This window comes from Bacillota bacterium, assembly GCA_023511835.1.
Lineage (GTDB): Bacteria > Bacillota > Sulfobacillia > JAIMAT01 > JAIMAT01 > JAIMAT01.
Window position 1 is genome coordinate 32,790 of the sequence record JAIMAT010000007.1, and the last position, 24,578, is coordinate 57,367.

General features: G+C 70.9%; 21 protein-coding genes and 5 tRNA genes. All 26 read right to left on the reverse strand.

Features of this window, described 5'->3' with window-relative positions; translation table 11 throughout:
* The 26 genes from rpoC to K6U79_02810 all read right to left on the reverse strand — a co-directional run bounded on the left by rpoC (window position 1) and on the right by K6U79_02810 (window position 24,375).
* The gene (rpoC, locus tag K6U79_02685; GenBank protein ID MCL6521267.1) at window positions 1-3,564 is read right to left on the reverse strand and encodes a DNA-directed RNA polymerase subunit beta'; all 3,564 of its coding nucleotides are present in this window, start codon (window positions 3,562-3,564) and stop codon (window positions 1-3) included.
* Window positions 3,565-3,598: 34 nt separating this feature from the next.
* The gene (rpoB, locus tag K6U79_02690; protein ID MCL6521268.1) at window positions 3,599-7,186 is read right to left on the reverse strand and encodes a DNA-directed RNA polymerase subunit beta; all 3,588 of its coding nucleotides are present in this window, start codon (window positions 7,184-7,186) and stop codon (window positions 3,599-3,601) included.
* A 336-nt stretch (window positions 7,187-7,522) separates the two neighbouring features.
* Entirely contained in the window at window positions 7,523-7,918 is a 396-nt protein-coding gene (gene rplL, locus K6U79_02695; protein MCL6521269.1) for a 50S ribosomal protein L7/L12, read from the reverse strand.
* A gap of 132 nt (window positions 7,919-8,050) precedes the next feature.
* Window positions 8,051-8,587 carry a 50S ribosomal protein L10 gene (rplJ, locus tag K6U79_02700; protein ID MCL6521270.1) on the reverse strand — a complete coding sequence of 179 codons (537 nt, stop codon included), beginning with the start codon at window positions 8,585-8,587 and terminating at the stop codon, window positions 8,051-8,053.
* A 287-nt stretch (window positions 8,588-8,874) separates the two neighbouring features.
* The gene (rplA, locus tag K6U79_02705; protein MCL6521271.1) at window positions 8,875-9,570 is read right to left on the reverse strand and encodes a 50S ribosomal protein L1; all 696 of its coding nucleotides are present in this window, start codon (window positions 9,568-9,570) and stop codon (window positions 8,875-8,877) included.
* A gap of 67 nt (window positions 9,571-9,637) precedes the next feature.
* Window positions 9,638-10,066, reverse strand: a complete 429-nt coding sequence (gene rplK, locus K6U79_02710; GenBank protein ID MCL6521272.1) for a 50S ribosomal protein L11 — start codon at window positions 10,064-10,066, stop codon at window positions 9,638-9,640.
* 27 nt (window positions 10,067-10,093) lie between these two features.
* Complete coding sequence (gene nusG, locus K6U79_02715) at window positions 10,094-10,654, reverse strand: transcription termination/antitermination protein NusG (protein MCL6521273.1); 561 nt, start codon at window positions 10,652-10,654, stop codon at window positions 10,094-10,096.
* 32 nt (window positions 10,655-10,686) lie between these two features.
* On the reverse strand, window positions 10,687-10,872 hold the full coding sequence (gene secE / locus K6U79_02720; GenBank protein MCL6521274.1) for a preprotein translocase subunit SecE: 186 nt from the start codon (window positions 10,870-10,872) through the stop codon (window positions 10,687-10,689).
* Between the two features lie 47 nt (window positions 10,873-10,919).
* Window positions 10,920-10,995: transfer RNA gene (locus K6U79_02725), tRNA-Trp, on the reverse strand.
* Window positions 10,996-11,042: 47 nt separating this feature from the next.
* Complete coding sequence (gene rpmG, locus K6U79_02730; protein MCL6521275.1) at window positions 11,043-11,189, reverse strand: 50S ribosomal protein L33; 147 nt, start codon at window positions 11,187-11,189, stop codon at window positions 11,043-11,045.
* Window positions 11,190-11,352: 163 nt separating this feature from the next.
* A tRNA-Thr gene (locus K6U79_02735) sits at window positions 11,353-11,428 on the reverse strand.
* A gap of 8 nt (window positions 11,429-11,436) precedes the next feature.
* Window positions 11,437-11,513, reverse strand: a tRNA-Met gene (locus tag K6U79_02740).
* A gap of 10 nt (window positions 11,514-11,523) precedes the next feature.
* Window positions 11,524-11,608: transfer RNA gene (locus tag K6U79_02745), tRNA-Tyr, on the reverse strand.
* Between the two features lie 54 nt (window positions 11,609-11,662).
* A tRNA-Thr gene (locus K6U79_02750) sits at window positions 11,663-11,738 on the reverse strand.
* 23 nt (window positions 11,739-11,761) lie between these two features.
* The gene (gene sigH, locus K6U79_02755; protein MCL6521276.1) at window positions 11,762-12,424 is read right to left on the reverse strand and encodes an RNA polymerase sporulation sigma factor SigH; all 663 of its coding nucleotides are present in this window, start codon (window positions 12,422-12,424) and stop codon (window positions 11,762-11,764) included.
* 167 nt (window positions 12,425-12,591) lie between these two features.
* Window positions 12,592-14,118 carry a cysteine--tRNA ligase gene (gene cysS, locus K6U79_02760; GenBank protein MCL6521277.1) on the reverse strand — a complete coding sequence of 509 codons (1,527 nt, stop codon included), beginning with the start codon at window positions 14,116-14,118 and terminating at the stop codon, window positions 12,592-12,594.
* 73 nt (window positions 14,119-14,191) lie between these two features.
* Entirely contained in the window at window positions 14,192-14,716 is a 525-nt protein-coding gene (ispF, locus tag K6U79_02765; protein ID MCL6521278.1) for a 2-C-methyl-D-erythritol 2,4-cyclodiphosphate synthase, read from the reverse strand.
* 2 nt (window positions 14,717-14,718) lie between these two features.
* On the reverse strand, window positions 14,719-15,513 hold the full coding sequence (gene ispD / locus K6U79_02770) for a 2-C-methyl-D-erythritol 4-phosphate cytidylyltransferase (protein ID MCL6521279.1): 795 nt from the start codon (window positions 15,511-15,513) through the stop codon (window positions 14,719-14,721).
* A 41-nt stretch (window positions 15,514-15,554) separates the two neighbouring features.
* The gene (locus tag K6U79_02775) at window positions 15,555-16,628 is read right to left on the reverse strand and encodes a TRAM domain-containing protein (GenBank protein ID MCL6521280.1); all 1,074 of its coding nucleotides are present in this window, start codon (window positions 16,626-16,628) and stop codon (window positions 15,555-15,557) included.
* 243 nt (window positions 16,629-16,871) lie between these two features.
* Window positions 16,872-17,354 carry a CarD family transcriptional regulator gene (locus K6U79_02780; GenBank protein ID MCL6521281.1) on the reverse strand — a complete coding sequence of 161 codons (483 nt, stop codon included), beginning with the start codon at window positions 17,352-17,354 and terminating at the stop codon, window positions 16,872-16,874.
* Between the two features lie 204 nt (window positions 17,355-17,558).
* Window positions 17,559-18,986 carry a DNA repair protein RadA gene (gene radA / locus K6U79_02785; GenBank protein MCL6521282.1) on the reverse strand — a complete coding sequence of 476 codons (1,428 nt, stop codon included), beginning with the start codon at window positions 18,984-18,986 and terminating at the stop codon, window positions 17,559-17,561.
* The gene (locus K6U79_02790; GenBank protein MCL6521283.1) at window positions 18,979-19,716 is read right to left on the reverse strand and encodes a molybdenum cofactor biosynthesis protein MoaE; all 738 of its coding nucleotides are present in this window, start codon (window positions 19,714-19,716) and stop codon (window positions 18,979-18,981) included. The genes radA and K6U79_02790 overlap by 8 nt, the downstream gene beginning before the upstream one ends.
* Window positions 19,717-19,747: 31 nt before the next feature.
* Window positions 19,748-22,228, reverse strand: a complete 2,481-nt coding sequence (locus K6U79_02795; GenBank protein ID MCL6521284.1) for an ATP-dependent Clp protease ATP-binding subunit — start codon at window positions 22,226-22,228, stop codon at window positions 19,748-19,750.
* Window positions 22,228-23,319 (reverse strand): protein arginine kinase, encoded by a 1,092-nt coding sequence (locus tag K6U79_02800; GenBank protein ID MCL6521285.1) that lies wholly within the window; start codon window positions 23,317-23,319, stop codon window positions 22,228-22,230. Before K6U79_02800 ends, K6U79_02795 begins: the two co-directional genes overlap by 1 nt.
* Window positions 23,319-23,876, reverse strand: coding sequence for a UvrB/UvrC motif-containing protein (locus K6U79_02805; GenBank protein ID MCL6521286.1), 558 nt, complete (start codon window positions 23,874-23,876; stop codon window positions 23,319-23,321). The genes K6U79_02800 and K6U79_02805 overlap by 1 nt, the downstream gene beginning before the upstream one ends.
* A 22-nt stretch (window positions 23,877-23,898) precedes the next feature.
* The gene (locus K6U79_02810) at window positions 23,899-24,375 is read right to left on the reverse strand and encodes a CtsR family transcriptional regulator (protein ID MCL6521287.1); all 477 of its coding nucleotides are present in this window, start codon (window positions 24,373-24,375) and stop codon (window positions 23,899-23,901) included.
* Window positions 24,376-24,578 lie beyond the last annotated feature (203 nt).

Consider the following 24,578-nt stretch of genomic DNA (forward strand, 5'->3'; position numbering starts at 1 on the left):
TCAACGCTCCGCGGGCGCCGCCCCGGCCGCCTGCGCGGCCTCGCCCAGGCCGTTCCCGCGGGCTTGGCCGTCGCCCGCAAGCCCCAGCACCTCCTCCGCCAGCGAGGGGCCGGCTCCGGGCACCGTCGGACGCTCGCCCTCCACGCGGATGGTCAGCCTGCGGTAAGTCGGAAGGCCGGTACCTGCGGGGATCAGCTTCCCCAGGATCACGTTCTCCTTCAGGCCGACGAGGTGGTCCTGCTTCCCCTTGGTGGCCGCCTCGGTCAGCACCCGCGTCGTCTCCTGGAAGGAGGCGGCCGACAGGAAGGAGTCCGTCGCCAGCGAGGCCTTGGTGATCCCCAGCAGCACCGGGCTGACCCGCGCCGGCTCCAGCCCGGCCGCCTCCGCCTCGCGGTTGGCGTCCTCGGCCTCCCACTGGTCCACCAGGCCACCCGGCAGAAGCCGGGTGTCGCCGGGGTCGTCGACGCGCACCTTGCGCAGCATCTGCCGGATGATGATCTCGATGTGCTTGTCGTTGATCTCCACGCCCTGCAGCCGGTAGACCCGCTGCACCTCCTGCAAGAGGTACTCCTGGACGCCCTTGACGCCCTTGACGCGCAGGATGTCGTGCGGATTGATGGGGCCCTCGGTCAGGGGGTCGCCCGCCTCCACCCGGTCGCCCTCGCCCACCCGCAGGCGTGCCCCGTAGGGCACCGGGTACTCCTGGACGCGCCCGTCGTCGGCGGTCACCCGTACGGCGCGATGATTGGCTTCCTCGGAGATGGAGACCACGCCCTCCAGCTCCGTGGTCACCGCCTGGCCGCGCGGGCGCCGGGCCTCGAAGAGCTCCTCCACCCGCGGCAGACCCTGGGTGATGTCCTCGCCGGCCACGCCGCCCGTGTGGAAGGTGCGCATGGTCAGCTGCGTCCCCGGCTCCCCGATGGACTGGGCGGCGATGATGCCCACCGCCTCGCCCACCTCCACCAGGCCGCGCGCCGCCAGATCGCGCCCGTAGCAGCGGGCGCAGACACCGAGTCGCGAGCGGCAGGTGAGCACCGAACGGACCTTGACCGCCTCGATGCCGGCCTGGACGATGGCCTGGGCCACTTCCTCGTTGATCATCTCGTTGCGCCGGCAGAGGATCTCGCCACTCCCAGGGGCGACCACGTCCTCGGCCGCCACGCGGCCGTTGATGCGGTCGAAGAGCGACTCGATCTCCTCACCCCCGTCGCGCACCTCGCGCACCACGATGCCGTCGTCGGTGCCGCAGTCCTCCTCGCGGACGATGACGTCCTGGCTGACGTCCACCAGCCGGCGCGTCAGGTAGCCCGAGTCGGCGGTGCGCAGCGCCGTGTCCGCCAGCCCCTTCCGGGCGCCGTGGGTGGAGGTGAAGTACTCCAGCACGGTCAGCCCCTCGCGGAAGTTGGAGCGGACGGGGATCTCGATGGTCCGCCCCGACGGGTCGGCCATCAGGCCGCGCATGCCGGCCAGCTGGGAGAGCTGGGCCACGTTGCCTCGCGCGCCCGAGTTGACCATCATGGCCACCGGGTTGGTGGGGTCCAGCGCCTTCATCACGTTCTCCGTGATCTCGTCCTTGGCGCGCGTCCAGACGTCGATCACCCGCTGGTATCGCTCCTCGTTGGTCAGGAAGCCCCGCCGGTACTGGCGCTCGATGGCGTCCACCTCGGCGTCCGCGCGCGCCAGCACCTCCTCCTTGTCGGCCGGCACGGTCAGGTCCGACATGGAGATGGTGGCACCGGCCCGCGTCGCGAAGCGGTAGCCCAGCTCCTTGATGCCGTCCAGCATGGTGGTGGTGGCCGTGGTGCCGCCCTTGCGGAAGCACTCGCCGACCAGCTGGCCCAGCCGCCCTTTGTCGACCGTCTCGTTGACGAAGCCCAGGAAGTCCGGCAGCTTCTCGTTGAAAATCAGCCGCCCCACGGTGGTGGTCAGCCGGCGCCCGTCCAGGCGCACCTGGACCCGCGCGTGCAGGTCGACCTCGCCCAGCTCGTAGGCCATGATGGCCTCTTCGCGCGAGGCGAAGGCGCGTCCCTCGCCCCGGGCTCCCTCGTGGTCGAAGGTGAGGTAGTAAGAGCCCAGGACCATGTCCAGCGTCGGCGTCACCACCGGGCTGCCGTCCTTGGGGCTGAGGATGTGGTCGGCGGCCATCATGAGCACCCGCGCCTCGGCCTGGCCTTCGGCGGAGAGCGGCACGTGGACGGCCATCTGGTCGCCGTCGAAGTCGGCGTTGTAGGCCGTGCAGACCAGCGGGTGGATCTGGATGGCCCGCCCCTCCACCAGCACCGGCTCGAAGGCCTGGATACCCAGCCGGTGGAGCGTCGGCGCCCGGTTGAGGAGGACGGGGTGCTCCTTGATCACTTCCTCGAGGACGTCCCAGACCTCGTCGCGGGCGCGCTCCACCATGCGCTTGGCGTTCTTGATGTTGTGCGCGTAGCCCAGCTCCACCAGCCGCTTCATGACGAAGGGCTTGAAGAGCTCCAGCGCCATCTCCTTGGGCAGGCCGCACTGGTTCATGCGCAGCGTCGGCCCGACCACGATGACCGAGCGGCCGGAGTAGTCGACGCGCTTGCCCAGCAGGTTCTGGCGGAAGCGGCCCTGCTTCCCCTTGAGCATGTCGCTCAGCGACTTGAGCGGCCGGTTGCCCGGCCCCGTCACGGGGCGGCCGCGGCGCCCGTTGTCGATGAGGGCGTCGACGGCCTCCTGGAGCATGCGCTTTTCGTTGCGCACGATGATGTCGGGCGCGCCCAGTTCGAGGAGCCGCTTCAGGCGGTTGTTCCGGTTGATCACGCGGCGGTAGAGGTCGTTCAGGTCGGAGGTGGCGAAGCGGCCGCCGTCCAGCTGCACCATCGGCCGCAGGTCGGGCGGGATGACCGGGATCACGTCCAGGATCATCCACTCCGGCCGGTTGCCCGACTGGCGGAATGCCTCCACCACCTCCAGCCGGCGGATGGCGCGCACGCGCCGCTGCCCGGAGCTGGAGCGGCTCTCCTCGCGCAGCTCCTCGGCCAGCTCGTCGAGGTCGATCTTCTGCAGGAGCTCCTTGATCGCCTCGGCGCCCATGCCGGCCCGGAAGGCGTTCCCGTATCGCTCCCGCGCCTCCCGGTACTCGTTCTCGGTGAGCAGCTGCTTCTCCATCAGCCCCGTCTCGCCGGGGTCGATGACGATGTAGTTGGCGAAGTAGAGGACCTTCTCCAGCTGGCGGGGCGACATGTCCAGCATGAGGCCCATACGGCTGGGGATGCCCTTGAAGTACCAGATGTGCGAAACGGGCGCCGCCAGCTCGATGTGGCCCATGCGCTCGCGCCGGACCTTGGAGCGCGTCACCTCGACGCCACAGCGGTCGCAGACGATGCCCTTGTAGCGGACCCGCTTGTACTTGCCGCAGTGGCACTCCCAGTCCTTGGTCGGCCCGAAGATCTTCTCGCAGAAGAGCCCGTCCCGCTCCGGCTTCAGCGTCCGGTAGTTGATGGTCTCCGGCTTCTTCACCTCGCCATGGGACCACTCGCGGATCTGCTCCGGCGAGGCGAGGCCGATGGCGATGGACTCGAACGAGTTGAGGTCTACCACCCGCAGGTCCCCCTTCCTTGCGCTGGCCGGAGCCTCATTCCAGGTCGTCCACGGGCTCGTCGCCGGCGAAGCCGTCCTCCGGCTCCACCGCGAAGACGCCCATGCCGGGAAGCTCGCCTTCCTCGTCGGACTCCTCGGCGCTCTCCTCGATACGCTCCTCGTCCAGCGTGGCCTGGGCGGCCTGGCGCGCCTCGACCGCGGCCGGGCGGCGCACCTCGCTCAGGTCGAAGTCGTATTCGCTCGGCGTCTCGCCGTACTCGTCGTCGGTCTCGACCAGCTCCACCTCCTGGCCGTCGTGCGAGTAGATGCGAACGTCCAGCCCCAGGCTCTGCATCTCCTTGATCAGCACCTTGAAGGACTCGGGTACGCCGGGCTGCGGCACGTTCTCGCCTTTGATGATGGCCTCGTAGGTCTTGACGCGCCCGATGGTGTCGTCGGACTTGACCGTCAGCAACTCCTGCAGCGTGTAGGCCGAGCCGTACGCCTCCAGCGCCCAGACCTCCATCTCGCCAAAGCGCTGGCCGCCGAATTGTGCCTTTCCGCCCAGCGGCTGCTGGGTGACCAGCGAGTAGGGGCCCGTCGAACGCGCGTGGATCTTGTCGTCCACCAGGTGCGCCAACTTGAGGATATAGACGTAGCCCACCGTCACCGGGTTGTCGAAGGGCTCGCCCGTCCGACCGTCATAGAGCACCGTCTTCCCGTTCTCGGGCAGGCCCGCCTCGCGCAGCATCTCCAGGATCTCTTGCTCGCTGGCCCCGTCGAAGACCGGCGTCGCCACCCGGATGCCCAGCTCCTGCGCCGCCCAACCCAGCGTGCACTCCAGGATCTGGCCCAGGTTCATGCGCGAGGGCACGCCCAGCGGGTTGAGGACGATGTCCACCGGGCGACCGTCGGGCAGGTAGGGCATATCCTCCACGGGGAGGATCTTGGAGACGACGCCCTTGTTGCCGTGGCGGCCGGCCATCTTGTCGCCGGCCGAGATCTTCCGCTTCTGGGCCACGTAGACGCGGATGAGCTGGTTGACGCCCGGGGCCAGCTCGTCGCCGTTCTCGCGCGAGAAGACCTTGACGTCGACCACGATGCCGCTCTCGCCGTGCGGCACGCGCAGCGAGGTGTCGCGCACCTCGCGCGCCTTCTCGCCGAAGATGGCGCGGAGCAGCCGCTCCTCCGCCGTCAGCTCGGTCTCGCCCTTGGGCGTCACCTTGCCCACCAGGATGTCGCCCGGGTGGACCTCGGCGCCGATGCGGACGATGCCGCGCTCGTCCAGGTCCTTCAGCACGTCCTCGCCCACGTTGGGGATGTCGCGCGTGATCTCTTCCGGGCCCAGCTTGGTGTCCCGCGCCTCGCACTCGTGCTCCTCGATGTGGATCGAGGTGAAGGTGTCGTCCCGGACCAGGCGCTCGCTGAGCAGGATGGCGTCCTCGTAGTTGTACCCCTCCCAGGGCATGAAGGCGCAGAGGACGTTCTTGCCCAGGGCCAGCTCGCCGTGGTCGACGCTCGGCCCGTCCGCCAGGATGTCGCCCGCCTCGACGCGCTGGCCGACGCGGACCACCGGCTTCTGGTTGAAGCAGGTCCCCTGGTTGGTCCGCTGGAACTTCAACAGTTCGTAGAGGTCTCGCTGGCCGTCGTCGCCGCGCACGATCACCTCGTCGGCGGTGACGCGCTCCACGATCCCCGCCCGCCGCGCCAATACCTGCACCCCCGAGTCCATGGCGGCGCGGAACTCGATGCCTGTGCCCACCAGCGGCGCCTCGGTGGTCAGGAGCGGGACCGCCTGTCTCTGCATGTTGGCGCCCATCAGCGCGCGGTTGGCGTCGTCGTGCTCCAGGAAGGGGATGAGCGCGGTGGCCACGCTCACCACCTGCTTCGGCGAGACGTCCATGTAGTCGACCTCGGTGGGCGCCACTCGGACGATGTCCTGCTGGTAGCGGCAGGTAACCCGCTCCGCCTGGAAGCGCCCCGCCTCGTCCAGCGGCTCGTTGGCCTGGGCGATGCGCGCGTCGTCCTCCTCGTCGGCGGTCAGGTAGACGATCTCGTCCGTCACCTGACCCTCGACCACCTTCCGGTAGGGCGTCTCGATGAAGCCGTACTCGTTGATGCGGGCGTAGGTGGAGAGCGCGCCGATCAGGCCGATGTTGGGCCCTTCCGGCGTCTCGATGGGGCACATGCGCCCGTAGTGCGAGTGATGGACGTCGCGCACGTCGAAGCCGGCCCGCTCGCGCGAGAGGCCGCCCGGCCCCAGGGCGCTCAGGCGGCGCTTGTGCGTCAGCTCGGCCAGCGGGTTGGTCTGGTCCATGAACTGGCTGAGCTGGCTGGAGCCGAAGAACTCCTTGACCGCGGCCACCACCGGCCGGATGTTGATCAGCGCCTGTGGCGTGATCAGCTCCGCGTCCTGGATGGTCATGCGCTCCCGGATCACCCGCTCCATGCGGGCCAGCCCCACCCGGAACTGGTTTTGCAGGAGCTCGCCCACCGAGCGCAGGCGCCGGTTCCCGAGGTGGTCGATGTCGTCGGTGGCGCCGACGCCGCGCATCAGCGTGAACATGTAGTTGACGATAGCCGCCACATCGTCCGGCGTGATGGTCTTGACGTCCATGGCGGGCGCCCCGTTGCTCAGCACCAGCAGCTCGCGGTCGTCGTCGGTACGGACGCGCAGCTCGCGCACGCCCGCCTGGCTCAGCTGCTCGGCCACGGCGCGGGTGATGCGGCCGCCCGCGGGCAGGAGGAGCGCGCCGCTGGCGGGATCCCGGACGTCCTCCGCCGCCGTGCGGCCGACCACGCGGTTGCGCAGGCTCAGCTTCTTGTTCAGCTTGTAGCGGCCCACCGCGGCCAGGTCGTACCGCTTGGGATCGGTCAGGAGCCCCTCCAGGAGGGCGCGCGCATTCTCCTCCGTGGGGGGCTCGCCCGGGCGGAGCCGTTTGTAGATCTCGACCAGGGCGGTGCGCGCATCGCGGGTCGGGTCGTGTTCCAGCGTCGCACGCACCTCCGCCGTCTCCCCGAGGAGGGCGAGAAGCTGTTCGTCGCTCTCCCAGCCTAGCGCGCGGAGCAGGGCGGTCGCGGGCAGCTTCCGCGTCCGGTCGACGCGCACCTGGAGGATGCCGCCCGCCTCGGTCTCGAACTCGAGCCAGGCGCCGCGGTTGGGGATGACCGTGCAGGTGTAGACCGGGTTCCCGCCGGCGTCGACGTCACGGCCGTAGTAGACGCCTGGCGAGCGGACGAGTTGGCTGACGACGACGCGCTCGGCGCCGTTGATGATGAAGGTGCCCGTCTCGGTCATGAGCGGGAAGTCGCCCATGAAGACCTCCTGCTCCTTCATCTCGCCCGTCTCGCTGTTGATCAGGCGGACGCGGACGCGCAGCGGCGCCGCATAGGTGGCGTCGCGCTCCTTGCACTCGCGCTCGCTGTACTTGGGCTCGCCGAGGGTGTAGTCCAGGAACTCCAGGATCAGGTTCCCGGTGAAGTCCCGGATGGGGGAGATGTCGTGGAACATCTCCAGCAGGCCTTCCTCCAGGAACCACTGGTAGGACTTCCGCTGCACCTCGATCAGGTTGGGGATGTCCAGGACCTCGGCGATCTTCGCAAAGCTCTTGCGCTGCCCCGCCAGCCGCGTCGGGTCGGCCATCGGCCTCACTCCTCTGCGCGAAGTTGACGATCACCCACAGGCGGGAACGACCCGAGTCAGCCGCTCGGCCGCGTGACAGGAAGGAACCAGCCGACGGGCATCGAATGGAGGAGCGTGGATGGAGCCTTTGGGAGTCGCAAGCGGAGGCGTCACTCTCCCGGCAGTGGTTCGCGCGCGATGAGGGCATCACGCTGCGGCAAGCTTTGAGTGTACATTATCCCCCTTGCGAGGTCAAGAGAGTAGCGGCCCAGCCCGCCGGCCTTCCGCCGGCGGGCTGTCCTTTCCGCGGCCGCCGCCCGGTCGGCCGCGGCCCGTCATCCTTGCGGGCTGGGCGTCCTACTTGATCTCGACCGTCGCCCCCGCCTCCTCCAGCTTGGCCCGCAGCGACTCGGCCTCCTCCTTGGAGACCTTCTCCTTGACCGGCTTGGGAGCGCCGTCCACGAGGTCCTTGGCCTCCTTGAGGCCGAGGCCGGTCAGCTCACGGACCACCTTGATCACCTGGATCTTCTTGTCGCCGGCCGACTGGAGGATGACGTCAAACTCCGTCTGCTCCTCGGCCGCCGGCTCCGCCGCGGCGGCGCCGGCCGCCCCCGCGCCCGGCGCGGCCGCCACCATGGCTACCGGCGCGGCCGCCGAGACGCCGTACTTCTCCTCGAACCGGTGCACGAGCTCCGAGAGCTCCAGCACCGAAAGCGTATCCACCAGCTCGAGAATCTGGTCCACCGCCGACATCGCTTCCAACCTCCCCTTCGGCACCGGGTGTCCCGGTCCTCTTCCGAACTCCTCTCGGCCGCAGGAAGCCCGGCCCGCTGCGCTCCCCGCATCCGGGCAGGCGCCTCTCCGCCCTGTGGTCCCGTTCCCGCGCTAGGCCGCCGCCTGCCGCTGCTCCGCCAGCGCGTGCAGCTGCGTGGCCAGCCCGCGCAGCGGGGCCGCCAGGACAGAGGCCATGTTGCGCAGCGGCGCGGCCAGCATGCCGGCCACCTGGGCCAGCAGCTCCTCCCGGCCGGGCAGCGTCGCCAGCCGCTGCACGCCAGCCGCGTCGATGGCGCGGCCTTGCAGCACCCCGCCCTTGATGGTGACGCTCTTATGCGTCCGGGCGAACTCGCTCATGGCCTTCGCGACCGCAACCGGGTCGCTGTCGCCGAAGGCATACGAGTTGGGGCCCTCCAGGAGCGGCTTCAGCTCGTCCAGCCCGGCCTGCTCGGCTGCGCGGCGCGCCAGGGTGTTCTTGACCACGCGGAAGTCGATGCCCTGACTGCGCAGCTGCGCCCGCAAGGCGGTGCTCTCGGCCCCGGTCAGGCCGCGGAACTCCACCAGGACGACCGCCGCCGACTCCTTCAGCCGCCGGCTCAGCCATGCCACCGTCTCCGCCTTGGCGGCCATGGTGGCCGCATTGGGCATCCCGCACCCCTCCCCTCTTCCGGCTTGCCTGTTCCGCACGCCGCCCCGCCGGCGGCGGAGCGGCGTCGCTCCCAGACGAAAGGCGCCTCCCGCAGACGGGAGGCGTGACGGAGTGCCGGCTCCATCGGCCGGTTCATCCGCTCGCCTCGGCAGGCGACCGGCCGCCGCCGGTCCTTGGGCCCCTCGGGCACCTGCTGTCTACGGCCGAGCAGCGTCCTTCAGCTGGCAAGGCGCCCGGAGTATACCACAGCCCCCGGGTCGAGGCCAGGTCCGCGGCCGGCTGCTCGTCAGGCGACCCGCGCGGGATTGACGCGGATTCCGGGCCCCATGGTGGAAGAGACGGTGACCGAGCGCAGGTACTGTCCCTTGGCCGTCTCCGGCCGCGCCTTGACCAGGGCGTCCACCAGCGTGCGCAGGTTTTCGGCCAGCGCCTCCACCGGGAAGGAGACCTTGCCGATGGGCGCATGGACGATGCCGGCGCGGTCGGTCCGGTACTCCACGCGACCCGCCTTGGCCTCCTGGACCGCGCGCGCCGGATCGGGAGTGACCGTCCCCGACTTGGGGTTGGGCATCAGGCCCCGCGGGCCGAGGATGCGGCCGAGCTGGCCCACCAAGCCCATCATCTCCGGCGTGGCGATGGCCACGTCGAACTCCAGCCATCCTTCGCGGATGCGCTGGACCAGGTCCTCGTCGCCTACCACCTCGGCCCCCGCCGCCTGCGCAGCCTTTGCGGCCTCTCCGCGAGCGAAGACCGCGACGCGGACCTGCCGCCCCGTGCCGTGCGGCAGGACGACGGCGCCCCGGACCATCTGGTCCGCATGGCGCGGATCGACACCCAGCCGGACGGCCGCCTCCACCGTCTCGTCGAAGCGCGCGCGGGCCAGTTCCTTTACCTTGCTCAACGCTTCCTCGGGCTCGTAGAGGCGTCCCCTCTCCACCTGTGCGGCGACGCTCTGGTAGCCCTTTCCGCGATGCATACGCATCCACCTCCCGTGGTCCCGTCGGGCCTAAAGCCCTCCCACGCCCTACACTGCTACCCGCGGCCGGCCCTCAGCCTTCGACCACCTCGATCCCCATGCTGCGGGCCGTCCCCTCGATCATCCGCTCCGCCGCCTCCAGCGAGGCCGCGTTCAGGTCGGGCATCTTGGTCCGCGCGATCTCCCGCACCTGCTCGCGCGTCACCTTGGCCACCTTCTGGGTGTTGGGGCGGGGCGAAGCCGTCTCGATCCCGGCCGCCTTTTTCAGGAGGACCGCCGCCGGTGGCGTCTTGGTGACGAAGGTGAAGCTCCGGTCGGCGTAGATGGTGATGACCACCGGGATGATCAGGCCCACCTGCTCCTTGGTCCTTTCGTTGAACTCCTTGGTGAAGGCCATGATATTGATCCCGTGCGGTCCCAGCACCGTGCCGACCGGAGGCGCGGGCGTAGCCTTTCCTGCGGGGATCTGGAGCTTGACGACGGCTGCGACCTTCTTCGCCATCTCGGCGGCCAACCTCCTCGCGACTGCCTAAAGCTTTTCCACCTGCGTGAAGTCCAGCTCCACCGGCGTCTCGCGGCCGAACATGGAGACGAGCACCCGGAGCTTGCCGCTGGACGCGATCTCGTCCACCACCCCGGTGAAGCCGGCGAAGGGGCCGGAGTTGACCTTGACGGTCTCGCCCACTTCGACGTCGATACGCGGCCGCGGCTCCTGCTGCGACTCCTCCGCCTCGCGCCCGAGGATGGCCTCCACTTCCGCCCTGGTCAGGGGGGTCGGCTTGGAGCCCGACCCCACGAAGCCGGTGACGCCCGGCGTGTTGCGGACCACGTACCAGGAGTCGTCGCTCATGATCATGCGCACCAGCACGTACCCGGGGAAGATCTTCCGGCGGACCGTACGGCGTTTGCCGTCCTTGACCTCCACTTCCTCCTCGGTCGGTACCAGCGCCTCGAAGATCTTATCCGCCATGTCCATGGACTCCACACGCTTCTCCAGGTTGGCCTTCACCTTGTTCTCGTACCCGGAGTAGGTGTGGATGACATACCACTGCGGTTCCTGGTCGCTCGTCCGGTCGGCTATCTCGGCCATCTGCGCCTCCCTCGCCCCCTCGGCCCGGCCTTTCACAGGGAGAGGAGCAGCCGGAAGAGCCAGCTGAAGACTGTGTCGGAGACCCAGAGAAGGAGGGTGACCGCGACCGACGCCAGCAGGACCACGCCCGTATAGAGCGCCGCCTGCTGGCGCGTGGGCCAGCTGATCTTGTGAAGCTCGGCCCAGACTTCGCGGAAGTATTGGACGATGCGGTTCATGCCGGCTGAACCAACCCCGATCCGTGGTACTGCGCTGGCAAAATAAATGGCAGGCCCGGAGGGACTCGAACCCCCAACCAACGGTTTTGGAGACCGCTACTCTACCAATTGAGCTACGGGCCTGCGATGCTCTCGGTTGTCTGGCTTGTCGATCTCTCTCCCGGCGCCCTTCAGCGGGTCTCCCGGTGGACGGTGTGGCGGCGGCAGAACGGGCAGTACTTTCTCAGTTGAAGCCGACTGTTGTCCTTTCGGTTCTTGGACGTGGCGTAGTTGCGCCGTTTGCACTCTTCGCAGGCCAGTGTCACCAACACCCGCACCGCCATGCCTCCCAGTCCCAGGGGGCGCCAGCCCCACCATAGCATGCCCGTTCCAGCAGCGTCAACGCGACCACCAGCCCGGCAGCCGGTTCTCTCCGGCCCGGGGAGCCGCCTTGCGCCTGGTCGCCGTCAGAGAAAACCGACCACCCGCGTGGTCGGACCCTGGAGCTGTCGACCGGAATCGAACCGGTGACCTCCTCCTTACCATGGAGGCGCTCTGCCTGCTGAGCTACGACAGCGAGGAAAGTGGTTGCGGGGGTGGGATTCGAACCCACGACCTCCGGGTTATGAGCCCGACGAGCTACCTGGCTGCTCTACCCCGCGACAAATCCCCTGGTGGAGAGGGCTGGATTCGAACCAGCGAAGGCTGTGCCAGCGGTTTTACAGACCGCCCCGTTTGGCCGCTTCGGTACCTCTCCTCTCGCGACGTCCGCTATTATAGCGGCCGCCCCGCCCGGAGGCAACCACGAGGCTGGAGCTGGCGGTCGGGCTCGAACCGACAACCTGCCGCTTACAAGGCGGCTGCTCTGCCCGTTGAGCTACGCCAGCCCGGATCGCGTGTGCGCCCCTGCTCAGGCGTCCGAGGAGTCCATGGCGTGGCGGGACTCCAGGTAGCGCTCGAGCTTCCGCTTGACGCGTTGGAGCGCGTTGTCCACGGATTTTACGTGCCGGTCCAGCTCGTCGGCAATCTCCTGGTAGGACTTTCCGTCCAGGTAGGCCATCAGCACCTGCCACTCCAGGTCGCTGAGGATCTCGCCCATCTTGGCCTCGATGTCCCCGAACTCCTCGCGGCTGATGATCAGCTCCTCGGGGTCGCTCACCTTGACGCCGGCGATGACGTCCAGGAGCGTCCGGTCCGAGTCCTCGTCGTAGATGGGCTTGTTGAGGGAGACGTAGGAGTTGAGCGGGATGTGCTTCTGCCGGGTGGCCGTCTTGATGGCGGTGATGATCTGCCGCGTCACGCAGAGCTCCGCGAAGGCGCGGAACGAGGCCAGTTTGTCCTCCCGGAAGTCCCGGATGGCCTTGTAGAGGCCGATCATCCCCTCCTGGATGATGTCCTCCCGGTCCGCGCCTACCAGGAAGTAGGAGCGCGCCTTGGCCCGGACGAAGTTCCGATAGCGGTAGATCATGTACTCCAGGGCCTGCGAATCGCCTGCGCGTGCGAGTTCAACCAGCTCCTCATCGAGCATCTCGTCGTAGACCGGCAGGACGTCGCGTTGGGGATTCACGCTCACCCGCTACCGCCTCCGTGAGTGGCGAGAGGGACATGATGTGACGGTGCTCCCGTGGCCTAGCTTATGACCACTCCGCGGTGGAACGACAGGTCAAAGTCGCTGGAATTGTAATGCAAGCGACATTATACGGGGGGGCCGCGAAGAGCGTCAACGGACGAGCCCTCCGGCTAGGGCCGCGGAAGGGCGCCTCCGCTTCCGGTGCCGGGTCGCGCCGCCCACCGCCAGTGCGGCCCGTCGCGGCGGTCTTCGACCACCAGGCCCAGCTCCTCCAGGCGCGCGCGAATGGCGTCCGCCTCCGCCCAGTCGCGCCGGGCCCGGGCCAGCTCGCGCAGGGAGAGGACCAGCTCCACCAGGGCCTCGACCAGCTCGCCCGCCCCCTGGCTCCCCGTCTCCCGGGATGCGGGGGCGAGGCGGGGGGTCCCGGTCCCCGCTCCGTCGACCTCCAGCACGCCCAGCAGGCCAGCCAGCTCCCGGAAGGCGGCCAGCGCCTCGCCCAGCGCAGCGCGCTGGGAGGCGCTGCCCGAGAAGCCTGGGCCCTGCACCAGACCGTTCAGGCGCCGCGCCAGGTCGAAGAGGGAGGCCAGCGCCTCGGCGCTGTTCAGGTCGTCCTCCAGCGCGGCCAAAAAGGCTTCCCGCGCGCCCTCGACAGCCGCCCGGAGGGAGGCCGTGAACGGTTCGGCAGGGTCCGGCGCCGCGCCGCCGGGATCGCCCGCCGCCTCGGCCACGAGGCGGGCGGCGTTCTGCAGGCGGGCCTGGGCGCGCGCGGCCTCCTCCAGAGCCTGCGGGGAGAAGAGGAGCGGGTTGCGGTAGTGTGTGGAATAAATATACAGGCGCAGCGCCGCCGGTGAGACCAGCTCCAGGGCGCGTTCCACCGTGAAGTAGTTGCCCAGCGACTTGGCCATCTTCTCCTCGCCGACGCGCACCATGCCGTTGTGCACCCAGTAGCGCGCCAGGGGCACCCCGTTGAGCGCCTCCGACTGGGCGATCTCGTTCTCGTGATGGGGAAAGATGAGGTCAGCTCCGCCGCCGTGGATGTCCAGCGTCGGCCCTAGGTACCGCAGGCACATGACCGAGCACTCGATGTGCCAGCCTGGCCGCCCTTCCCCCCAGGGGCTGGACCAGCGCGGTTCGCCCGGCTTGGCCGCCTTCCAGAGAGCGAAGTCCAGCGGATCGCGCTTCTTCTCGCTCACCTCGACGCGCGCCCCAGCCAGGAGCTCGTCGGGGTCCCGTCCGGAGAGCTTCCCGTATTGGGGCTGCGTCCGCACGGCGAAATAGACGTCGCCGGCGGAGGGGTAGGCGTGGCCGCTTTCCACGAGGCGCGCCACCGCCTCCACGATGGCCTCCATGCTCTCGGTGACGCGGGCGTAGCGATCCACCTGGTCCGCGCCCATGCGGCGCATCAGGTCGAGATACTGGCGCGCGTAGCGGTCGGCCACGTCACGGGCGGCCACCCCTTCCTCGCGCGCCCGCTGGATGATCTTGTCGTCGACGTCGGTCAGGTTGCTGACATAGTCGACGTGAAAGCCCCGGTAACGGAGGTAGCGGGCGAGCAGGTCGCCCGTCAGCGCCGGGCGCAGGTGGCCGATGTGCGTGTCGGAATAGACGGTGGGACCGCAGAAGTACATGCGGACCCGCCCCGGCTCCAGCGGAACGAACTCCTCTTTCCTCCGCGTCAGGGTGTTGTAGAGCTGCAACCCATCGCCCCCGTCGTCGCCGCCCGGTGCCCCGGCACCGTGCCCAGACTATAGCCAGCGCCGGCGCGGGGCGTCAACGCGGGCCGGGTACGGGCGGGAGGCTGCCGGCGGCCGCGGTGGCCTCAGGCGGCGGTTCGAGCAGGGCGACCGCCACCGCCGCCAGGCCACGCCCCTCGCCGGCGAAGCCCAAGCCGTTGCCGCTGGCCGCCTTGACGCTGACCCGGGTGGCGTCGACGCCCAGGGCGGCGGCCAGCGACTGGACGAAGCCCTCGCGCCACGGGGCCAGCGGAGGTTCGGAGGCGATGAGAGTCAGGTCCACGTTCTCGATCCGCCACCCGCTCCCGGCCAGCCAGCCGGCCACCTGGCGGAGCATGCCCAGGCTGGAGGCGTCGCGCCAGCGCGGGTCGTCCGGCGGGAACCAGCGGCCGATGTCGCCAGCGGCCGCCGCGCCGAGGAGCGCGTCGACCAGCGCGTGACAGGCCGCGTCCCCGTCGGAGTGGCCCTCCAGCCCCGCGTGCCCGGGGATGGAGAGGCCGCAGAGGACCAGCGGCCGCGACTCCGTCCAGGGATGGGCGTCGTAGCCCCAGCCCACCCGCACCTTCAACACCCGCCCTCCCCGCGCCGGGGGAGGGCCCCGCCGGGGAAGCGTCCCGGCTCGCCGGGCGCCGCGCCGGCGGAACCGCCCGCCGAGGCCTCCCGCCCCAGGCTGCGCAGCCACGCCTCCGCCAGCAGGCGGTCGGCCGGATAGGTCACCTTCAGGTTCCAGGGCTCGCCCGGCACGGCGACCACCTCCCACCCCAGCGCCTCCACCAGGGCGGCGTCGTCGCCCGCGTCGGGCAGCTCCCCCGCCGGCTCGCCCTCGAGCCGGTGGGCGCGCCGGAGGAGGTCGGGCAGGAAGCCCTGCGGGGTCTGCGCCAGAAAGAGCGACTCGCGCGAGAGTGTGGCCCGCACCCGCTCGCCCTCCACCCGCTTGACCGCGTCGGTGACAGGCAGCACCGGCACGGCCGCCCCGGCCTCCAGCGCCGCCTGGGCGACGCGGCGCCAGAGGTCGGGGGAGGCCAGCGGACGGGCGCCGTCGTGGACCAGGACGGCGTCGCAAGCGCCCTCCCTCTCCAGGGCGCGGAGGCCGGCGCGGACCGAATCGGAGCGACGCGGCCCCCCGGCGACCACGCGGGCGGGGCGAAAGCCGAAGGGGCGGACGACCTCCGCCATGCAGCGCGCCTCTTCGCCTGGGGCGACCACCACCACGTAGCGCCCCACGCCGGCCGCCTCCAGTCGTTCCAGCGTATGCGCGAGGAGCGGGCGGTCCAGGAGCGGGGCGAAGGCCTTGTTCTCGCCGCCGGCGAAGCGGAGCCCGCGGCCCGCCGCCACCACCACCGCCGCCACCCGCCCCATCCCGGCCGGCGGCAGGGGGGGGAGCGGCCGCGCCGCCGCCGTCACGCGCCCGCCTGGGCCGTCGAGTCGACGGCCGCAGGCTTGGGTCGGGCGAAGATCATCCGGCCGGCCGAGGTCTGCAGCACGCTGGTCACCTCGACCCAGGTGGTCTCCCCGATGTAGCGCTTGCCCCCGTCCACTACCACCATGGTGCCGTCGTCCAGGTAGCCGATGCCCTGTCCCGCTTCCTTGCCGTCGCGCAGGACGTGGATCTCCAGCAGCTCGCCGGGCAGGACGGCCGGCTTGACGGCGTTGGCCAGCTCGTTGATGTTGAGCACGTCGACGCCGTGCAGGACGGCCACCTTGTTCAGGTTGTAGTCGTTGGTCAGCACCTTGCCGCGCAGGCGCTGGGCCAGCTCGACCACCTTGCTGTCCACCTCGGCGGCCGCCAGCTCGCCGTGCCAGATCTGGACGGGGACGTTCAGCTCCTTCTGGATGCGGTTGAGGATGTCCAACCCGCGGCGCCCTCGGTTCCTCTTCAGGGTGTCCGAGGAGTCCGCGATGTGGCGGAGCTCGTCCAGGACGAACTCGGGGATGACCAGCGGCCCCTCCAGGAAGCCGCTGGCGCAGACGTCGGCGATGCGGCCGTCGATGATGGCGCTGGTGTCGACGATCTTGGGCTGCTCCCCGGCCGCGGGGACGTTCTCCCCGTCCCCGCCCTGCGGCGTCGCCGCGCCTGCCTGACCTGCCGCCATGCGGGCGCCGGCCTCGTCCGTCCGCGCGCGCTCCTCGTGGGGGCGGCGGCCGAGGTGGCGCAGCGCCTGCTGGATCTCCGACCCCTTGCGAAGGCCGATGAAGCCACCCAGGTACCCGAGCAGAAGGCTGAAGACGGTCGGGGCCACCACGCCCACGAAGGGCAGGCGGGAGAGCGGCGGGAGAAGAAGCAAAGCCAGGATGAGTCCGGCGAAGATACCCACCGCCCCGCTGCCGATCTCCTGAAGGGTAAGCGTGGCCACCGCCGATTCGACCCGGCGCACCAGGCGCTCGATGCTCCGGCCCAGCCACGGACCGAGCAGGAGCCCGGCCGCCCCGGCCAGCAGGGCGAAGATCAGCCCCAGAAAGGTGGACCACGTCATGTGGGTGGTCCCGGGCCACGAGCCGATCCGGAAGATGTCCGACCCGACGTATCGCCCGGCGTAGAAGCCGCCGGTCAGGCCCAGGAGGGCCAGGACGATACGCGAAGCCAGGATCAAAGCCTTCACCTCCTCCACCTCCGGCCGCCGGCCTGCGGCTTTTCTCTATTCTTGTGCAGGAAGGCCCCCCCACAAACACCGCTGCCGGCCAGGCATGCCACGGGCCGGCAGTCGTCGTTTCCGGCGTCAGGCCAGGAGCCGGTCGAGTTCGGCGTGCGCCTCCGCCTCCCCCACCCCTTCGATCAGGGCCAGCTCGGATTCGAGGATCTGGCGCGCGCTCTCCAGCATCTTCCGCTCGCCCGAGGAGAGCCCGCGGTCGCGCTCGCGCCGCGCCAGGCCGCGGACCACCTCGGCGACGGCGTAGGGGTCGCCGCTCTTCAGCTTCTCCACGTTGGCCCGGAAGCGCCGATTCCAGTTGGTCGCCAGGACCGGGGCCTCGCCCTGCTGGCGGAGGACGTCCAGCACCCGCCGGAACTCCTCGCGCGGCAGGACCGCCCGCAGGCCGCACCGGTCGGCGCCGTCGACGGGTACCATCACCTTGATGTTGCCGCCCCGCACCGAGAGGACGTAGTAGCGCCGCCGCTCGCCCAGGACCTCCCGCTCCTCGATGGCCTGGATGACCCCGGCGCCGTGCATGGGGTAGACCACCCAATCCCCGACCTGAAACACGCCGAGATCACCTCCGCCTGGACGAATTGTAGCACACTGCCCCGACGGAAATCGTCGTGCCGTCGCGGGGAGGTGGGCCGGAAGCCTGCGGCGCTCCGTTCGCGCCACGCGCCGTCTGTCGATCCCGCCATCGGATCCCGGCCCGTGGCCCGGTCCGCCGCCGGAGGCCCGGGGGGCTCCGGGCCGCCCGGAGTGGCACCCGGTCTACGAATCTAGTTCAAGTTTGCCGGGGCTTCGTCGTTTCTCGTCAGCTGGCGGCTCCAGCGCCGCCTCGACGGCCTCGGCCAGCGAGCGGACCGGCACCGCGGCCGGGCCGGGCGCCTGGGCACCGTTCCGCCACGGCACCAGGCAGCGGGAGAAGCCGAGGCGCACCGCCTCGCGCACCCGCTCTGCCGCGCGGTGGACGGCGCGGATCTCCCCGGTCAGGCCCACTTCGCCGAAGGCGGCCACTCCCGGGCGGACCGCCCGCTCCAGGTAGGAGGAGGCCAGCGCCAGCGCCACGGGCAGGTCGGCCGCCGGCTCCTCCAGCCAGAGGCCGCCCGTCACCTTGACGAAGGCGTCGCGGCTGCCGAAGGCGAGGCCGAGCCGCTTCTCCATCACCGCCAGGAGCAGGGCCTGGCGGACGCTGTCGAAGCCCGAGACCGCCCGCCGCGGCACCGCCTGGGCGCTGGGTACCACCAGGCCCTGTACCTCCACCAGCACCGGCCGCTCGCCTTCCAGCGCCACCGCCACCGCGGAGCCGGGCACGTCCGCGCTCCGCTCGGCGAGAAAGAGCGAGGAGGCGTCGGGTACCTCCTCCAGGCCGTCGGCGGCCATGGCGAAGAGACCGATCTCGGCGGTGGAGCCGAAGCGGTTCTTGCTCGCCTGCAGGATGCGGTAACCCGAGCTGGGCTCTCCGCGCAGCGTCAGGACCACGTCGACGGCGTGTTCCAGGACCTTGGGGCCGGCCAGCGCCCCGGACTTGGTCAGATGGCCCACCAGCATCACCGCCACGCCCTTCCGCTTGGCGAGGCGGAGGAAGAGCGCGGCGCTCTCCCGGACCTGGGCGACGCTTCCCGGGGCGGAGTCGAGGCCGGGCAGGTAGACCGCCTGGATGGAGTCGACCACGACCACCTCGGCGCCGCTCGCCTCCACCGCCGCCGCGATGGCGTCGGCCGCGCTCTCCGCCGCCACCAGCAGCCCCGGTTCCAGCACGCCCAGCCGCTCGGCGCGCAGGCGGACCTGGCGCGCCGACTCCTCGGCGCTGGCGTAGAGCACCCGCCGGCTCGCCGCCATCCTCCCCAGGGCGCCCAGGAGGAGCGTAGACTTGCCCACCCCCGGCTCGCCTGCCAGGAGGACGAGCGAACCGGCGACCAGACCGCCGCCCAGGACGCGGTCCAACTCGCCGAAGCCGGTCTCTGCGCGGAGCAGCTCGCCCCGCTCCAGACGGTCCACGGGCGAGACCTCCGCCGGCCGCGCTCCCGGCCGGGCCTGGCGCCCCAGCCCTGGCCAGGGCTCGACGGCCGGTGGCGCCTCCTCGACCAGGCTGTTCCAGGCGCCGCAGGCCGGGCAGCGTCCCAGCCAGCGCGGCGCCGGCTGGCCGCAGCTCTGGCAGACGTAGCGGGTGGCGCGCCGCTCGCCCCGTTCACGCATGGTGGACCCAGGCGCCCGAGCCGTCGGGGTGGATCTCCCGCTTCCAGATGGGGACGACCGACTTGATCTCCTCGATGAGGTAGCGCGAGGCCTCGTAGGCCTCCGCCCGGTGCGGCGCGGCGACGGCGATGGCCACGCTGGGCTCGCCCAGCTCGAGGCGGCCGGTACGGTGGGCCAGCGCCACGCGCACCCCGGGCCAGCGGGCCAGAGCGCGCTCCACCAGCGCGCGCAGCTCCTGGCCTGCCATGGGTTCGTAGGCCTCGTACTCCAGGGCGACCACGGGCCGGGCGTCATCCCCCGTCTCCCGGACGGTCCCCAGGAAGAGAAGGACGGCGCCCGCGCCGCTCGTCCGGACGCGCTCCAGGCATTCCGCCACCGGGAGCGCCCCGGCGCCCAGCGCGTACCAGCCGGCCTCGGCGACAGCCTCCAGCCGGAGCGCGGGCGGCGCCCCGGCCGCTCCCCCGCCGGTTCCGGTCTCCGGCCCGTCGGCGGAACCGCCGCTCACCGGAGGGATGAGGGCTACCTCGTCGCCCTCGGCCAGGGGCGTCTCGCGGCCGGCGTAGCGGCGGTTGACGGCCACCAGGAGCGAGGGGCCGAAGCGGGCAAGTCCCGGGTACTCGCCCAACAGGCGGTCGAGGAGCTGGCCGGCGGTGCTTCCCGCCGCCAGCTCCACCTCCAGCTGGCGGCTGCCCGCCGCCTCGGCGGCCCCGGCGAAGAGGCGGACCGCGATGCGCAAGGGCGACCTCCTCCCGGGAAGGCTCTCAGGCCGGCGACTCGGTGGAGACGGGCTCCCGCTTCCGCTCGAAGACCAGCTTGCCGTCCCCGTCGGCGTCGACGAGCACCTCGTCGCCGCTGGCGAACTTGCCGGCGATGATCTCCTCGGAGAGGGGATCCTCCACCAGCCGCGTGATGGCCCGGCGTAGCGGGCGGGCACCGAACTCGGGGTTGTAGCCCTCGTCCACCAGGATCTCCTTGGCCCGCTCGCTCACCTCCAGCGTCAGACCCAGCTGCTTCAACCGGCCCTCCACCTGCTTGAGCATCAGGTCGACGATCTGGCGGATGTTCTCCCGGTTGAGCGGATGGAAGACGATGATGTCGTCGATCCGGTTGAGGAACTCGGGCCGGAAGGTCTTCCTCACCTCGTCCAGGATCCTGTCGCGCATCTGCCGGTAGCCGTACTCCTCGTCCTCGTTGGGCCGGAAGCCCAGCGCCGCCTGCCGCTTGAGGATGTCCTGGCCGACGTTCGAGGTGAGGATGACCACCGTGTTCCGGAAGTCCACGTGCCGACCCTTGGCCTCGGTCAGGCGTCCCTCCTCGAAGACCTGCAGGAGGACGTTGAAGACCTCCGGGTGCGCCTTCTCGATCTCGTCCAGGAGTACCACCGAGTACGGGCGCCGCCGCACCGCCTCGGTCAGCTGGCCGCCTTCCTCGTAGCCCACGTAGCCCGGAGGTGCGCCCACCAGCCGGGAGACCGTGTGGCGCTCCTGGTACTCGGACATGTCGATGGCCACCATGGCGTCCTCGTCGCCGAAGAGCGCCTCCGCCAGCGCCTTGGCCAGCTCCGTCTTGCCCACACCGGTCGGTCCCAAAAAGATGAACGAACCGATGGGCCGGCGCGGATCCTTCAGGCCCGCGCGCGCACGGCGGATGGCGCGCGAGACGGCCGAGACCGCCTCGTCCTGGCCGATGACGCGCGCGTGCAGGACCTCCTCCAGGTGCAGGAGCCGCTCCGACTCCTCCACGGCCAGGCGGCTGACCGGGATACCGGTCCAGCTGGAGACCACCTGGGAGACGTCCTCCTCGGTGACCAGAAGCCGCTCGGCCGCCTGGTTCTGGTGCCAGATCTCGCGGCGCTTCTCGATCTCCTGCTGCAGTTTCTGCTCCTGGTCGCGCAGGTTGGCCGCCTTCTCGAACTCCTGGCTCTGGACGGCCTCCTCCTTCTCCTTCTGGATCTCGCCCAGCCGCTCTTCCATCTCCTTCAGCTCGGGCGGCTCGACGAAGGCGCGGAGCCGCACCCGGGAGGCCGCCTCGTCGATCAGGTCGATGGCCTTGTCCGGAAGGAAGCGATCGGAGACGTAGCGGTCGCTCAGCTGCGCCGCCGCCGTGATGGCGTCGTCGGTGATAACCACGCGGTGGTGCGCCTCGTAGCGATCGCGCAGCCCCTTGAGGATGGCGATCGTCTCCTCCACCGAGGGCTCCTCCACCATCACCGGCTGGAAACGTCGCTCCAGCGCCGCGTCCTTCTCGATATGCTTGCGGTACTCGTCGATGGTGGTGGCGCCGATGGTCTGCAGCTCGCCGCGCGCCAGCGCAGGCTTCAGGATGTTGGAGGCGTCGATGGCCCCCTCGGCCGCGCCGGCGCCGATGATGGTGTGCAACTCGTCGATGAACAGGATGACGTTGGAGGCGCGGCGGATCTCGTCCATCACCTTCTTCAGCCGGTCCTCGAACTCGCCCCGGTACTTGGAACCAGCCACCAGTGCGCCCATGTCCAGGGTGACCACGCGCCGCTCCTTGAGCAGCTCCGGGACGTTCCCCTCCGTGATGCGCTGGGCCAGCCCCTCGACGATGGCCGTCTTGCCCACGCCCGGCTCGCCGATCAGCACCGGGTTGTTCTTGGTGCGGCGCGAGAGGATCTGGATGACGCGCTCGATCTCCTTCTCGCGGCCGATGACCGGGTCGAGCTTCCCCTCTTCCGCCAGCTGGGTCAGGTCGCGGCCGAAGTTGTCCAGCACCGGGGTGTTGGAGCGGCTGGTGCGCCGCCCGGGCGCCGGGCGCGCGGCCGCCAGCGGCTGCGAGGGCGCGCTCCCGCCCAGCAGCCGGATGACCTCGCGGCGCGTCTTCTCCAGGTCGACTCCCATGTTCTCCAGCACCCGCGCCGCCACGCCCTCGCCCTCGCGGATGAGGCCCAGGAGCAGGTGCTCGGTGCCCACGTAGTTGTGGCCCAGGAGCCGGGCCTCCTCGATGGCCAGCTCCATGACCACCTTCTTGGCGCGCGGCGTGTAGCCGATCTCGCCGCCCACGGGGCCGTTGCCGCGGCCGATGATCTTCTCCACCTCGGCGCGTACCTGGTCCAGGTCGACGCCCATGTTCTGCAGGGCGCGTGCGGCCACTCCGGTCCCCTCGCGGATGAGGCCCAGCAGGAGGTGCTCGGTGCCCACGTAGTTGTAACCGAGACGGCGCGCCTCTTCCTGGGCGAGCAGGATCACCCGCTGCGCGCGCTCCGAGTATCTTCCGAACATCAGGCTTCCCCCCTTGGGGCCCTTGGGGCCTGCCGCGAAGCCAGGCGCTCCCGGATCATCGCGGCTCGACGGACGTCGCGCTCCGCCGGCTCCAGCGGCCGTCCCGCGCGGTACTGGACGCCGGCCGCGCCGACGGCCACCATCAACTCGTTGCAGACCTCCGGTCGGACCTGGGGGAGAAGCTGCAGGTCCACCCCCAGGCGGAGCGTCGAGAGAAGCGCCAGCGCCTCCTCGGAAGAGATGGCGTAGGCGTGGGTCAGGATCCCGTAGGCCCGGCCGACCCGGTCCTCCAGCTCGACGCGGTGCTCCCGGTAGAGGAGCTCGCGGGCGCCACGCTCCCGCTCCACCAGCTGGCGCACCACCGCCTCCAGGCTCTCCAGGAGCTCGCCCTCGGAACGCCCGAGGGTGATCTGGTTGGAGACCTGGAAGAGGTTCCCGTGCGCCTTGCTGCCCTCCCCGTAGATGCCCCGGACCACCACACCGACCCGGGCCAGGGCGCTGGCCAGATCGCCCGCCTGATTCGAGTGTACCAGGGCGGGCAGGTGCATCATCGCCGAGACGCGCAGGCCCGTGCCCGTGTTGCTCGGGCAGGTGGTCAGGTAGCCCAGGCGCTCGTCGAAGGCGAAGTCCAGCTGCTCCGCGAGCGCGTCGTCCAGCCGGTCGGCCGCCTCCCAGGCGGCCTGCAGCTGGAGGCCCGGCGCCAGCGACTGCAGGCGCAGATGCTCCTCCTCGTTGACCATCAGGCTGAGGCCCTCGCGTTCGTCGACGGCCAGGGCCGCCGGCAGCTCGCTGGCCGCGTGCTGCGGGCTGATCAGGTGGCGTTCCACCAGCACCTGCCGCTCCAGCGGCGTCAGCGCCTGCAGCTCCACCAGCTCCAGCCGTCCGCCCGGGCCGGGCCCGAGGCGGGCCAGGGCGCCGCGCACCTCGTCCACCACGCGCTGCGCCTCGGCCGGCGTCAGCCTCGGCGGGAAGGGGTGGCGGCGGAGATTCCGCGCCAGCCGGACGCGGCTGGAGACGACCACGTCGGCCGCCGGCCCGGAGGCGGTCAGCCACGACCCGCCCTGACCGCGCAGGAGGCGCTCCAGCGACATCAGCCCGCCCCCCTCCCCGCCGGGTCCCGGCCCTCCAGCGCCCGGATCCGGTCGCGCAGAAGGGCCGCGCGTTCGTACTCTTCCTGTCGAACCGCCTCGTCCAGCTGGCGGCGCAGCTCGGCCAGGCTCTCGCCGGCGCTCGCGCCGTCCGGGGCCGGCGCGGTGCCCCCCGCCGCCGCCTGTTCCCGCCTGCCCGGGGCGACCGGCCGCTTGCCGCGGTGGCGGTCCGCCCCCTGGATGCGGCGCAGGAGCGGCTCCAGCTGCGGGGCGAAGGCGGTATAGCATGTCTCGCACCCCAGGAAGCTGGTGCGCGCGAACTCTTCGTACGTCGTCCCGCAGGCCGGGCAACGCAGCTCCGCCTGCGCCCGCCCGGCCTCCGGCTGCGGATGGAGGAGGCCGCCCAGCAGGTTATGAATCGAGAAGGGCGAGGGCGCGAAGAGCGCCATCTCGCTGCTCTCCGCGCAGGCGGGGCAGAGGTGGATCTCCGTCTTCACCCCGTTGACGATCCGCGTCACGTGGACCGTGGCCGGCCGCTCGCCACAGCGCTGGCAGAGCATGCGACCACCTCCGGCTGGTTGATTATAGTTCAGCCTCCCCGCCCGCCACACGGCCGAGGACGCCCAGCATGGCCGCCAGGAGGCGCGCCCGGATCCGGTCGCGCCAGGGCAGTTCGACCGCCAGCACCGAGCGGTCGACCGCCACCGAGAGGAGCAGCGCCTCGCGTTCGGCCAGCAGCCCCTGCTCGCGGAGCCGTCCGATGAGGCGGAGCGCCTGGTCCTGGGAGATCCGCTCGCCGACGGCGGCCGCCTCCGCCAGGAGGCGCCGGCGCGGTCCCGCCTCGGGCAGCCGCCGGATGCGGATGTAGCCGCCGCCTCCGCGCCGGCTCTCTACCAGGAAGCCCAGTTCGGGGCGGAAGCGGGTCTCCAGCACGTAGTTGACCTGCGAGGGGGCGCAGCCGAAGCGCTCGCTCAGCTCCGCCCGCCGCACCTCGACGCTTTCCGCCGCCTCGAGCCGCTCCAGCAGGAAGGCCTCGATCAGGTCCGCCAGCGTCCGCACCGCTCTCCCGTACCGTCCTTCCTTCCCGGTTCGCTCGGCGCAGCCGTCGCCGCGCCACTTGACTTTGACTGTCTTTGATCATTATAGGAAGCCAGGCCCGGCCCGGCAACGAAGGGGGCGCCCCGTGGGCGCCCCCCGCTCCTCGGCGCCGTGCGGCGCCCGCTCACTCCGCGCCCACGCCGCTCAGCTGCCGGCTCCGCTCG